The sequence below is a fragment of the Nocardioides sp. genome, assembly GCF_035547795.1.
Lineage (GTDB): Bacteria > Actinomycetota > Actinomycetes > Propionibacteriales > Nocardioidaceae > Nocardioides.
This window is the reverse complement of sequence record NZ_DASZUF010000100.1, coordinates 1-11951: the sequence shown is the minus strand read 5'-3', so window position 1 is coordinate 11951 and position 11951 is coordinate 1. Positions and strand designations below refer to the sequence as shown.

Below are 11951 nucleotides of genomic sequence, written 5' to 3'. Positions count from 1 at the left end.
GGCGTGGCTGCCGGCCAGCACGGTGTGGCAGTCGTGGCACACCCCGCAGCCGCCCTGGGCGCACTGCAGCGCCGCGGCGAAGGCGATCGCGGCGTTGGAGCGGCCCGAGCCCGGCGGCCCGACGAAGAGCCACGACTGGGTCATCCCCCGACCGCCGGCTGCGGTGGCGAGGGTCTCGATCACGTGCCGCTGGCCGACCAGCGCGTCCCAGACGGTCATCGGACGGCCTGGGTGAGCAGCGGCCGCAGTCGCGTCATGATCGCGGCGTGGATCTCGGCGATCGGAGACCGGGCGTCGAGGACGAGATAGTGCTCGGGACTCGCCGCGGCCATCGCCACGAACGCCTCCCGCACACGCCGATGGAACTCCAGCGACTCCCCCTCGATCCGGTCGCGGCCCTCGAACCCACCCCGGCCGGCCGACGGCTCCAGATCCAGGACGACGGTCAGGTGCGGCCGCAGGTCGCCGGTCGCCCAGCGGGCCACCTCCTCGACCTCGGCGACGTCCAGCGATCGGCCGGCACCCTGGTAGGCCAGGGTGGAGTCGACGTAACGATCGGTGATGACGACCTGGCCGCGCTCGAGCGCCGGGCGGACGACGGTGTCGACGTGCTCGGCCTTGTCGGCCGCGTAGAGCAGCGCCTCGCACCGGTCGGACAGGGTGCCGGTGGCCGGGTCGAGCACGATCCGGCGCAGCTGTTTGCCCACGCCGGTGTCACCGGGCTCGAAGGTCAGCACCACGCCGAAACCCTCCGCCTCCAGCGCCTCGCGCAGCAGCCGGGACTGGGTGGACTTGCCGGAACCCTCGCCGCCCTCGAGGCACACGAAGACCCCCCGCTCGACGTACACCCCCGGAAACCTCACGACACGACCCTACGGGGTCGGTCCGACAGCACGCCGAGGGCTACGGCCGCAGAGTGTCGCGGCCCTGGCCACCATGGAGACGGTCACGGCCCGGACCGCCGATCAGCCGGTCCGCGCCGAGGTCGCCGTAGAGCGTGTCGGCGCCCTTCCCACCGTGGAGCACGTCACCGAGCACGGCGCGGCGAGCGTGCGCCGGACCGTACGAGGCGCCGCCGTGCAGCACGTCGTCGCCGGCACCGCCCCACAGCCTGTCGTGACCCGATCCGCCGGCCAGCAGGTCCGCGCCGCCACCGCCGTGGATGCGGTCGTCGCCGGCACCGGCGCAGATCGTGTCGTCACCGCCGAGCCCCCGGATGGTGTCGTCGCCACCCAGCGCCACGATCACGTCGTCACCGGGCGTCCCGACGAGATCGTCGTCACCGGGCGAGCCGACGATCGTCGCCGGCAGGCCGTGACACGTCGGCGTCGTGCTCGCCGGCGGCGTCACCGGCGGCGCCGGCGACGCCGTCACCGGCGTCCACACCGCGTAGAGCGTCAGGTCGGCGGTCACCGGGGTGGTGAAGTCGTACGCCGCACCGCCCACCGACGTGGACCAGTGCTCGAAGGTGTAGCCGCCCTGGGTGGGATCGGGCGTCGGCGGGGTCGCGGTGTCGCCGTCGCCGACCGTCTCGGCGGACTCCGCCGTACCGCCCTGGGAGTCGAAGACGACCGTGTGGGTCGCCGACGCCACGACCACCGTCCGGGAGACCTGGTTGCTGCTCTTCGTGCCGTCGTGCACGGTGTAGGCCACCGTCCGCGTGCCCGAGGCGGCGGTCGACGAGAACGCCACGCTCCCGAGCGCCGCACCCCACTGGGCCAGCGTCGCCGTCGCCCCCGACGAGGTGAGGGTCAGGACCTGGGTGAGCGCGTTGTAGCTACCGACGATGTTCCCGTAGAGCACCGCGGACGTGTTGACGTAGGACAGCACGTCGCCGGCCAGGCCGGAGCCCACCACGACCGTCGCCGAGGAGAGCGTCGCGTTGTCGGCGTCGGTGATCGCGAAGGCGGGGTCGACGACGGTCGCCGGGTCGCCGACCAGGTAGGTCGTCGAGCCGCTGGCGGACGTGGAGAGCGCGGGGCTCTGGTCGACGGCCGTGACAGTGACGGTCTTCGTCAGCGTGTTGCTGGTGATGCCGTCGCCGTCGACGACGGTGAAGGAGACCGTCCGGGTCGCGAGGTTGGGCGTGACGGCGGTGTCGCGATAGGCGACCGAGTCGAGGGCGTCTTGCCACTCGGCGGAGCTCGCGCCCGATGACACGACCGTCAGCACACCGGTACTGGCGTTGTAGGCGCCCGAGATGTCGGCGGTGTTGACGAAGTCCAGCAGATCCTCACCGGCGTGGAAGTTGCCCGTGACGGCGACCGTCGCACTCGACATGTTCGTCGTCCCGCCCGGCGTGAGGGTGAGGTCGGGGGCGATCACGACCGGCATGCTGGCGGTGTAAGGGTCGCCCTCGACGAAGCCCGCGCTCCCGGAACCGGCCGTCAGGACCGGCGCCGCGACGGCGTACGTCGGGGCCAGCGGGGCGATCGCGATCGCGGCGGCGATCAGCGATCCGGCGGCCAGCAGGGATCGTGTCTTCATCGGCCTCGTCTCTCGGGTGCGCGCACGGTGGGATCCGGACACCGGATCGACGCTGCCCGCACCCTAGCGTGACGAGCGTGCCTACCCGAGCGACTTCAGCCAGCTGGTCAGCAGCGGCACGATCACCTTCGTCTCCCGGGCCCAGCGGAAGTGGTCCAGGCCCGCGTCGGTGAGATGCTCGCGGGTGACGGTGGCGTTCGGGAGCTTGGCGGCGAGCGCGTCGACGGCGGCCGGCACGCCGAGGGGATCGCCCTCGATCGAGACCGCGAGCACCGGGAGCTTCAGGTCGGCCAGGCCCTCCTCGCCGACGACGAGGCGACCGGTCCGGGTGAGCACGCCCCAGTCGCGCATCACGCCGCGCGCCTCCCGGCCGGCGAACCTCAGCCTCGCGCCGGGGAAGTGGCCGACCAGCCGCGCGACCAGCGGGAACGCGTAGCCGGCCACCAGCAGCCGCGGACCCCAGTGCGGCCAGTGCGGTGTGCTGGCCGCGACCAGGATCAGCCCCTCGACGGCGCCGGGGTGGGAGCCGGCGTACGCCGCCGCGACCTGGCCGCCCAGGCTGTGCCCGAGCACGTGGATCGGGGCATCCGGGAGCGCCGCCCGGACAGAGTCGATCGCCCCGGCGAGGTCGTCGACGAGCTCGGCGTACCCGAAGTCGTAGCGGCGGCCCGGGAGCCGACCGCCGTCGGCCTCGTGGCCGCGCTGCTCGGCGACGGCGGCGTTGACCCCGGCCGCGGCCAGCGCCTCGATCAGCGGCAGGTAGTAGCGCGCCTTCATCCCCATCGCGGGCGCGACCACGATCACCGGCGCTGACGGGTCGGCGGCCCGCGCGAGCGTCACGACGTACGACGTCCCCTCCGCACGGGTGAGGACGGTCTCGGTGAGCGTCACCTCTTCTTCGCCGCCGTCTTCTTCGCCGTCGTCTTCTTGGCGCTCTTCTTCGCCGTCTTCTTCACGGTCTTCTTGGCCGGGCCCTTGGCACGCTTCTCGGCCAGCAGCTCGGCGGCCCGCTCCAGGGTCATCGACTCGACGGAGTCGTCGCGGCGCAGGGTGGCGTTGTACTCGCCGTCGGTCACGTAGGGCCCGAACCGGCCGTCCTTGATCACCACCGGCTGACCGGAGACCGGGTCGTTGCCCAGCTCCTTGAGCGGCGCGCTCGCCGCGGCCCGACCCCGCGTCTTCGGCTGGGCGTAGATCGCCAGCGCCTCGTCGAGGGTGATGGTCAGGAGCTGCTCCTCGCTGGCCAGCGAGCGCGAGTCGGTGCCCTTCTTCAGATAGGGCCCGTAGCGGCCGTTCTGGGCGGTGATCTCCTCGCCGTCGGGGGCGGTGCCGACCACCCGCGGCAGGCTGAGCAGCTTGACCGCGTCCTCGAGCGTGACGCTCTCCAGGCTCATCGACTTGAACAGCGAGCCGGTGCGCGGCTTGGCCTTCTTCGGCGCGTCCTCGGGCAGCACCTCGGTGACGTAGGGCCCGTAGCGGCCGGACTTCGCCACGATCTCCAATCCGGTCTCGGGGTGACGGCCGAGGTGGATCTCCTCCCCCGCAGGATTGGCGAACAGCTCCTTGGCCTTCTCCACCGTCAGCTCGTCGGGCGGCAGGTCGTCGGGCACGTTGGCCCGCTTGCCGGCCGGCGTACCGTCGTCGCCCGGCCCTTCGATGTAGGGGCCGTAGCGGCCCACCCGCAGGTGGATGCCGCTGTCGGGGCCGCCGATCGGGAAGGTCGCCAGGTCACGCGCGTCGATGTCGCCCAGCTCCTCGACCAGGGTCTTGAGGCCCTCGACCTTCTCCGAGCCGTAGTAGAACTCGGCCAGCTCGCTGACCCGGTCGCGCTCGCCGCGAGCGATCGCGTCCAGCACGTCCTCCATCAGCGCGGTGAAGTCGTAGTCGATCAGCCGCTCGAAGTGCTCCTGGAGCAGCCGGACCACGCTGAACGCGATCCAGGCCGGCACCAACGCGGTGCCCTTCTTGTAGACGTAGCCGCGGTTGAGGATGGTGCCGATGATGCTCGCGTACGTCGACGGGCGCCCGATCTCGCGCTCCTCGAGCTCCTTGATCAAGGTGGCCTCGGTGTAGCGCGCCGGCGGCCGGGTCTCGTGGCCCTCCGCGGTGAGGCTGGCGGCGGTGACGGCGTCGCCCTCGGCCAGGTTCGGGAGCCGGGTCTCGGCATCGTCGCTGGCCTGGTCGGCGGCGTCGGTGCCCTCGACGTACGCCTTGAGGAAGCCGTGGAAGGTGATCACCCGGCCGCTGGCGGAGAAGACGACGTCCTCGCCGGTCGCGGCGGCGCCGCCCAGCCGGATGGTGACGCTCTGGCCGACCGCGTCCTTCATCTGGGAGGCGACGGTGCGCATCCAGATCAGCTCGTAGAGCCGGAACTGGTCGCCGGTCAGCCCGGTCTGCGCCGGGGTGCGGAACGCGTCGCCGGCCGGCCGGATCGCCTCGTGCGCCTCCTGGGCGTTCTTCACCTTGGAGGCGTAGGTGCGCGGGGCGTCGGGCAGGTACTCGGCGCCGTACAGCTCCCGCACCTGGTTGCGCGCGGCGTTGATCGCCGCGTCGCTCAGCGTGGTGGAGTCGGTACGCATGTAGGTGATGAAGCCGTTCTCGTAGAGCCGCTGCGCGACGCTCATGGTCACGCTCGCACTCATGCCGAGCTTGCGGGAGGCCTCCTGCTGCAGCGTGGTGGTGCGGAAGGGCGCGTACGGCGAGCGGCGGTACGGCTTGGCCTCGACGCTGCGCACCGCGTAGGTGGTCTCGGCGAGCGCCGCGACCAGGCCCTCGGCGCGCTGGCGGTCGAGGTAGACGACGTCCTTGCTCTTCAGGTTGCCCTGATTGTCGAAGTTGCCACCGCTGGCGATCCGGGCGCCGTCGAGGGTGTAGAGCCGCGCGGGGAACATCCGGGCGTCGTTGCCCGTGCCGGCGTCGAAGGTGCCCTCCAGGTCCCAGTAGGAGGCCTGACGGAAGGCCATCCGCTCGCGCTCGCGGTCGACGACCAGGCGGGTGGCGACGGACTGGACGCGGCCCGCGGAGAGCCCCGACATGACCTTCTTCCACAGCACCGGGCTGACCTCGTAGCCGTAGAGCCGGTCGAGGATGCGGCGCGCCTCCTGGGCCTCGACCAGGTCCATGTCGAGCTCGCGCGGGTTCTCCGCGGCGGCCTGGATCGCCGGCTTGGTGATCTCGTGGAAGACCATCCGCTTGACCGGGATGCCCTTCTTCGGCTTGAGCTCGTCGAGCAGGTGCCAGGCGATCGCCTCACCCTCACGGTCCTCATCGGTGGCGAGGTAGAGCTCGTCGGCGTCCTTGAGCAGGGTCTTGAGCTTGGCGATGTGGCTCTTCTTGTCGCGAGGTACGACGTAGTAGGGCTCGAAGCCGTTGTCCACGTCGACACCGAGGCGGCCCCAGGGCTTGTCCTTGATCTTCGCCGGGGTGTCGGCGGCGCTCTGGGGCAGGTCGCGGATGTGGCCGATGGAGGACTCGACGACGTACCCCTGGCCGAGGTACCCGCCGATGGTGCGGGCCTTGGCCGGAGACTCGACGATCACCAACTTGTGTGCCACTGGGGTCCTTCTTGTCGCTCCTGGGCTGCGGTCGTGGGCGCTCCGAGACCGGCCCACGGCGAGACACGGTAGCGCGTCCGAAATTGTCGGTGTCCGCTGGCAACCTCTGTCGTGGACGGCGAGACCACCCATCGATCCGACCGGAGGTCTGGCGAATGCACTACTACGACTGCCCCTGCGACGAGTGCCGGGGGCCCGACACCGACACCCTGTTCCAGCGCGTGCTGAGCGTGATCGAGCGCCTGGAGCAGGAGCTGGCGCGCCCGCCGCTGAAGGAGTACGAGAGGGCGCTGGCGTGGCTCGAGGCCGCCTGCGGCGGGCCGACCGGCGTGCGGGCGCTCGACACCCGGCCGCTGACCGGGCCGGTCGCACTGCCGGAGGACCAGCGGGTGCGCGAGGTGGCCGGGCTGCTCGACGACGTGGCCCGACAGTTCTACGACGCCGAGACCGGCTGGGCGTTCCGGCGCGGCCTGGTGCGGGTGTGCGAGGTCGACCCGGACCTGGTCGCCGCGTCGGTCCTGCCGGCGTACGTCGCGGCCGGGGTGGCCTGGGCGGTCGGTGAGGCCAACGGCCTCGTCGGGCCGGACCGGCGGGTGACGTCGACGCGGCTGAAGTACGCGCTGGACGTGCCGGGCGCGCCGGCCACCTACGCCCGTCCGATCCGAGCGGCACTGCGCGGGCTGTGGCCCTGGCACACCGAGCACACGCCGATCACGCCCGGCGTGACCACGCTGGGACACCTCGACCTGCTGACCTCCGCCACCCGGGCACAGCTGGTCCGGGTGCGCGAGCATGCGCTCGCCGCCCGGGAGGCGGATCGTGCCGCGGCCTGATCCCAGCGGGCTACCCGCGGATCAGGAAGCCCTCACGCACCAGCTCCTCGGCGATCGGCAGGTAGGTCGCGCGCGCCTCGGCGGCATCGAGGTCGAGCAACTGGGCCAGGGCGTCGATGATCTGGCCCAGGCTCAGGTCGCCGTCGCAGGCCCCCACCAGCGCCGCCTCCACGGTGTCGACCCGACGGGCGCGGCGCAGACCGCGCTGCTGGCGCAGGACCACCGTCGTGGGGTCCTCGGCACCGGGCACGCCGAGGGTCTCCTGTTGCACGTCCTCGGCCCGCAGCAGGACGTCGGCGGGCGAGACCTCGATGTGCGCGACGGCACCCCAGGCGCCGACCGCGGGCGCGATCGGCTGCTCCACGTCGTAGGGCCAGGACAGCAGATCGTGCCGCGGCTGCTCGCCGGTGCGGCGCAGGTTGATCCAGCCGAAGCCGACCGCCTCGATGCCCTGCTCCTCGAACCAGGTCAGCCAGGTGTCGTAGCGGTGCCGGTAGTCCTCGGCATGCGCGGCGCCGGTGGCCGGGTGGTGACCGGCATCCTTGAGCCACAGCTCCACGTAGGCGGCCGGGTCGAGCACCTCGCGTTGCACGACAAAGGCGTCCACGTCCTCATCGTTGCCGACCAGCCAGGTGGCCAGCCGCTCGTCCCAGGGGGTGTCCTTGGCGATGATCCAGTTGGCCAGGATCTGGCACCAGCCGTCGTCGGCGAGCAGACCGGGCGCCGCCCGGACGATGTTCTCCACCACCCGGTCGCCCGGGAGGCCGGAGTCGCGGTAGACCAGCCGCTCCCCCGTTGCAGGCGAGATCACGAACGGCGGGTTGGTGGCGATCAGGTCGAAGCGCTCACCGGCGACCGGCTCGAAGAACGACCCGTCCCGGACGTCGACCTTGTCGCTCACCCCGTTGAGGGCGGCGTTGAACCGGGTCACCCACAGGGCACGCCGGTTGACGTCGGTGGCGACCACCCGGTCGCTGTGCGCGGCCAGATGCAGCGCCTGGACCCCGCAGCCGGTGCCCAGGTCGAGCGAGCGGCCGACATGGTGGCGCAGGGTGAGCTGGGCCAGCGACGTCGAGGCGGGGCTGATGCCGAGCACGTGGTCGGCGCCGACCCGCTGCGGCAGCCCGTCCAGACCCGGGGTCAGGTCGGAGACGACCCACAGGTCGACCGGGGAGCCCGGCCCGGCGTCCGCCGCGTAGGGGCGCACGTCCAGCCGCGCCGCGACCTCACCCACGGACTGGGCCAGGATGCCTTCGACGGCGAGCCGGTCCACCAGCCCGGGCAGCGCGGCCTCGGCCTGCTCCAGGGCGACCGGCGCCTGGAGGAGGAAGAGCCGCACGAGGGTCTCCAGCGGCGTACCGCCGGTGGTGCGGCGCAGGCCCGGCACCGTCTCGTTGCGGGCCAGCGCGTCGTGCGCGAGCGGGCCGAGCAGTTCGGCGACGCCGTCGTAGGTGAAACCGGCGCGCTCAAGGGCTTCGCGCAGCCGCAGGGGGAGGTCGCTCACCTGAGCGAGCCTAGGGGTTGGCGCCGCCTCAGCTGGCGGCGAGTGCGGCCTCGGCGCTGTCGTGGATGTCGAAGACCTTGGCCAGACCGGTGATCCGGAAGATCTTGAGCAGCCGGTCCTGAGTGCAGACCAGGCGCAGGGCGCCGTCGTGTGCGCGCACCTTCTTCAGGCCACCGACCAGCACGCCCAGACCGGTCGAGTCGAGGAACTCCACGTCCTCCAGGTCGACCACGAGCTGGTAGGCGCCCGCACCGACGAGTTCGGTGATCTTGTCGCGCAACTTGGGTGCCGTGTAGACGTCGATCTCACCACCGACGGCGACGACGGTCGTCGCACCGACCTCGCGGGTGGTCAGAGTCAGATCCACGTGAGCACTCCTCAGGCTTCGTCTGGCTCGAGCATCGCGTGGCCCCGAGCCGAAGGCAATGTAACCACGCAACGAGCCCGCGCGGGTAAAGTCACCGCTTACTGTGCGGTAATGCCCGGCGGCTCGTAGGCGTGGTCTTGTCAGTGCTCTTTGCGAGAATCGACTGGTGACCTCCTCCACCCTGCCCGGCGCTCGGCACGGCGCCGCCGTCGGCGAGATCGTGCACCGACTCGCCGCCGTGCCGGGCCGCGAGGGCAGGCTGACACACCTGGAGGAGATGCCGCCGCGGACGGCGGTCACGGCACCGTGGCCGGCCTGGGTGCCCGAGGAGATCGCCGCCGCATTCCGCCGGCAGGGCGTCGCCGAGCCATGGCGGCACCAGGCGGTCGCGGCCGAGGCGGCGTACGCCGGTGACCACGTGGTGCTGGCGACCGGCACCGCCTCCGGCAAGTCGCTGGCCTACCAGCTGCCGGCGCTGACCACGGTGCTCGGCAGCCGCGGCCGGCGCGGCGAGCGAGGCGCGACGGTGCTCTACCTGGCGCCGACCAAGGCGCTGGCCCAGGACCAGCTCAGCCGCATCCGCGCACTGGGCCTCGACGTCCGAGTGACCACCCACGACGGCGACAGCTCTCGCGAGCAGCGCGACTGGGCGCGCGAGCACGGCGAGTACCTGCTCACCAATCCGGACATGTTGCATCGCTCGATGCTGCCCGGACACGCGCGCTGGGCGGCGTTCTTCAGCTCCCTGCGCTACGTCGTCATCGACGAGTGCCACCACTACCGCGGTGTGTTCGGTGCCCACGTCGCCCATGTGCTGCGCCGGCTGCGCCGGATCTGCGCGGCGTACGGCGCCTCGCCCACGTTCGTGCTCGCATCCGCGACGGTGGCCGAGCCGGAGGTCGCGGCCGCGCGGCTGACCGGGCTACCAGTGCTGCCGGTCACGACCGACGCGTCGCCACGTGGCCGGGTCAGCCTGGCACTGTGGCAGCCACCGCTGACGTCGTACGCCGGAGAGAACGGCGCGCCCGTGCGACGCGCCGCCTCCTCGGAGACCGCCGACCTGCTGGCCGACCTGGTCTCCTCCGACGTGCGGACACTGGCATTCGTGCGCTCACGGGTCGGCGCCGAGCAGGTCGCGATGACAGCGGCGGGCCTCCTCGCCGAGGTCGATCCGTCGCTGCCTGGCCGGGTCGCCGCCTATCGCGGCGGCTACCTGCCCGAGGAGCGCCGGGCGATCGAGGCCAGCCTGCGCGCGGGTGAACTGCTCGGTCTGGCCGCGACGAACGCGCTCGAGCTCGGCATCGACATCAGCGGCCTGGACGCGGTGGTGATGGCCGGCTACCCCGGCCGCCGAGCCGCGCTGTGGCAGCAGGTCGGTCGGGCCGGCCGCGGCGCCGGCGACGCGCTCGGGGTGATGGTGGCGCGCGACGACCCGCTCGACACCTACCTGGTCACCCATCCCGAAGCGCTGCTCGGGGCGCCGGTCGAGGCGACCGTGTTCGACCCGGACAACCCCTACGTGCTCGGGCCGCAGCTGTGTGCGGCCGCGCAGGAGATCCCGCTCACCGAGGCCGACCTGCCGATCTTCGGGCCGACCGCGGCGAGCGTCGTGGCCCGGCTGACCGAGGCCGGGCTGTTGCGCAAGCGGCCGCGCGGCTGGTTCTGGACCGACCGACGGCGGGCGGCCGACCTCGCCGACATCCGATCGGCCGGCGGCAGCCCGGTGCAGCTGATCGAGGAGGAGACCGGCCGCGTGGTCGGTACCGTCGATGCATCCAGCGCGCACGGCACCGCCCATCGAGGCGCCGTCTACGTCCACCGCGGCGAGACCTATCTCGTCCGCGACCTCGACCTGGACGAGCATGTGGCCGTGATCGGCCGAGCGGAGCCCGGCTACACCACCTCGGCGCGCGAGGTCACCGACATCTCGATCGTCGCCGAGCATCGGCATGAACGGTGGGGAGAGTGCCGGCTCGCCTACGGCGAGGTGGACGTCACCCACCGGGTCGTCGCCTTCCTGCGCCGTCGGCAGCCAGGGGGTGAGATTCTCGGCGAGGAGCCGCTTGACCTGCCCGAGCGGACGCTGCGCACCAGCGCGGTGTGGTGGACGGTGCCCGACGACGCACTTGCCGAGGCCGGGCTGACCGCGTCTGACCTGCCCGGCGCCGCGCACGCCGCCGAGCACTGTTCGATCGGGCTACTGCCGCTCATCGCGACCTGCGACCGCTGGGACATCGGCGGAGTGAGCACAGCCCGCCACGCCGACACCGGGTTGCTGACGGTGTTCGTCTACGACGGCCACCCCGGTGGCGCGGGCTTCGCCGAGCGCGGCTTCGCGGCGGCCCGGGAGTGGCTGACGGCGACCCGCGACACAATCCTGGCCTGCGAGTGCGACGACGGCTGCCCCTCGTGCATTCAGTCGCCCAAGTGCGGCAACCAGAACAACCCGCTGGACAAGGCCGGTGCGGCCCGTCTGCTGACGCTGCTGCTCGGCGCGGCGTAGCCTCTCGCCATGCTGCTGCTCGGACTCGTCCTCATCGTCGTCGGCGTGCTGGTCCTGCTCGCGGGCATCTTCACGGCCGGGGACGCGGGCAACGCCAGCCTGATCGGCATCCACCTCGGCGCGACCGCCGTCTTCCTGCTCGGCTTCTTCGCCGGCGTCGCCATCCTGTGGGGATTCTCGCTCTCGAAGTTCGGCGGCAAGCGGCAGCTGCGCCAACGCAAGGAGCAGCGCCGACTCCAGGGGCTGGCCGCCAAGCTGGAGAAGATCGAGGACGGGCGCCGCGAGGACGAGGGCGGCGAGCACGAGGCCTGAGCGCCAGGGCGATCAGCGCGAGAGTTGAGCAGTCAGCGAGCCGGCGCCGCCTGCCAGGTCACCGAGATCGTCTGTGCGGGGCAAGACTCGGGTGCGACCGGCCCGGGACGAGACCGAATCCAGGATGCAGCCCGGGTCCAGGATGCAGCCCGGGCCAGGGTCCGGGCGAGTCCGGGGTCCGGGCGGCTCGGCCTGAGACCGGGCCTCCTGAGGCTGGCGCTCCTGATGGCCCAACCCCAACACTGGCCCCATGAATCGCCCCGGGTTTCGTGGAGGCTCGGTTAGTTGGATCCGACCTCGGTGAGGACCGGGTTCTGACGGTAGTGCTTGACGGGCTGGCATGCCCAGTGGTTGGCCTCGAACTCGGCTGGCGGGACGAGTCCGATCTCGC

General features: G+C 72.1%; 10 protein-coding genes. 3 read left to right on the top strand and 7 right to left on the bottom strand.

Features of this window, described 5'->3' with window-relative positions; translation table 11 throughout:
• From VHA72_RS06985 to topA, 5 genes are all read right to left on the bottom strand, one after another.
• A partial coding sequence (locus VHA72_RS06985; RefSeq protein WP_524538578.1) for a DNA polymerase III delta subunit-related protein occupies nt 1–219 on the bottom strand: 219 nt, incomplete at its 3' end.
• The gene (tmk, locus tag VHA72_RS06980) at nt 216–863 is read right to left on the bottom strand and encodes a dTMP kinase (protein ID WP_325573724.1); all 648 of its coding nucleotides are present in this window, start codon (nt 861–863) and stop codon (nt 216–218) included. The genes VHA72_RS06985 and tmk, both read right to left, overlap by 4 nt.
• A 40-nt stretch (nt 864–903) precedes the next feature.
• Nucleotides 904–2487, bottom strand: a complete 1584-nt coding sequence (locus VHA72_RS06975; RefSeq protein WP_325573723.1) for an InlB B-repeat-containing protein — start codon at nt 2485–2487, stop codon at nt 904–906.
• 81 nt (nt 2488–2568) lie between these two features.
• Nucleotides 2569–3378 carry an alpha/beta hydrolase family protein gene (locus tag VHA72_RS06970; protein ID WP_325573722.1) on the bottom strand — a complete coding sequence of 270 codons (810 nt, stop codon included), beginning with the start codon at nt 3376–3378 and terminating at the stop codon, nt 2569–2571.
• A complete protein-coding gene (topA, locus tag VHA72_RS06965) occupies nt 3375–6041 on the bottom strand; it encodes a type I DNA topoisomerase (RefSeq protein WP_325573721.1) in 2667 nt (888 codons plus the stop codon). Before topA ends, VHA72_RS06970 begins: the two co-directional genes overlap by 4 nt.
• Nucleotides 6042–6196: 155 nt before the next feature.
• Here topA and VHA72_RS06960 point away from each other — a divergent pair, with 155 nt between their 5' ends.
• Nucleotides 6197–6874, top strand: coding sequence for a hypothetical protein (locus tag VHA72_RS06960; RefSeq protein ID WP_325573720.1), 678 nt, complete (start codon nt 6197–6199; stop codon nt 6872–6874).
• 10 nt (nt 6875–6884) lie between these two features.
• On the opposite strand, the gene VHA72_RS06955 is transcribed toward VHA72_RS06960, so the two are convergent.
• Complete coding sequence (locus VHA72_RS06955) at nt 6885–8378, bottom strand: DUF7059 domain-containing protein (RefSeq protein WP_325573719.1); 1494 nt, start codon at nt 8376–8378, stop codon at nt 6885–6887.
• 28 nt (nt 8379–8406) lie between these two features.
• Nucleotides 8407–8745, bottom strand: coding sequence for an anti-sigma factor antagonist (locus VHA72_RS06950; protein WP_325573718.1), 339 nt, complete (start codon nt 8743–8745; stop codon nt 8407–8409).
• Between the two features lie 166 nt (nt 8746–8911).
• On the opposite strand from VHA72_RS06950, the gene sftH reads away from it, so the two are divergent.
• Both sftH and VHA72_RS06940 read left to right on the top strand, forming a co-directional pair.
• Nucleotides 8912–11248: a DNA 3'-5' helicase SftH gene (sftH, locus tag VHA72_RS06945; protein WP_325573717.1), complete on the top strand. Its 2337-nt coding sequence runs from the start codon at nt 8912–8914 to the stop codon at nt 11246–11248.
• A gap of 9 nt (nt 11249–11257) precedes the next feature.
• On the top strand, nt 11258–11560 hold the full coding sequence (locus VHA72_RS06940) for a hypothetical protein (protein ID WP_325573716.1): 303 nt from the start codon (nt 11258–11260) through the stop codon (nt 11558–11560).
• Nucleotides 11561–11951 lie beyond the last annotated feature (391 nt).

Bases quoted from the DNA above. Each gene is read 5' to 3' on its own strand.
- VHA72_RS06940 (WP_325573716.1), top strand. From the start codon at position 11,258: ATGCTGCTGCTCGGACTCGTCCTCATCGTCGTCGGCGTGCTGGTCCTG.
- VHA72_RS06975 (WP_325573723.1), bottom strand. From the start codon at position 2,487: ATGAAGACACGATCCCTGCTGGCCGCCGGATCGCTGATCGCCGCCGCG.
- VHA72_RS06960 (WP_325573720.1), top strand. From the start codon at position 6,197: ATGCACTACTACGACTGCCCCTGCGACGAGTGCCGGGGGCCCGACACC.